Here is a 338-nt window from a genome sequence, read left to right as displayed (position 1 = left end):
ATTACACTCCGGAAGCACTACGTAACCTGAAGATTGGCTATGAAAATCTATTCATTGAAGTGCCAATTGTTATCCGGAACTCTCCATTAACTAACATAATGATCTCTGAGCTCACCGAGATGATACCTGAAGAGGAAGGATCCAAGTTTTTGGATCTGGGTACTGCATCTGTTCTCGAAGGACAACTTCGCAGTCTCATGGAACGTGTTGATGAACTGAATCAAGAAGCGATCAAGTTCAATAGGTACCAACAGCTGGTGGTCAGGCAGCAACAAGACAAGCATCGTTGGATGGTGAAGAGGGCACAGGAAAATGCTGCTAGGGCTGCTAAAGATGAG

General features: G+C 44.7%; 1 protein-coding gene. It reads left to right on the top strand.

The window, feature by feature from the left end; translation table 11 throughout:
* Positions 1–338: hypothetical protein (locus F0L68_RS46215; RefSeq protein WP_188317159.1), on the top strand; the 338-nt coding region annotated here is incomplete at both ends.

Source organism: Solihabitans fulvus (assembly GCF_008386585.1).
Taxonomy (GTDB): Bacteria; Actinomycetota; Actinomycetes; order Mycobacteriales; family Pseudonocardiaceae; genus Solihabitans; species Solihabitans fulvus.
This window is presented reverse-complemented; position numbering and strand designations above follow the sequence as displayed.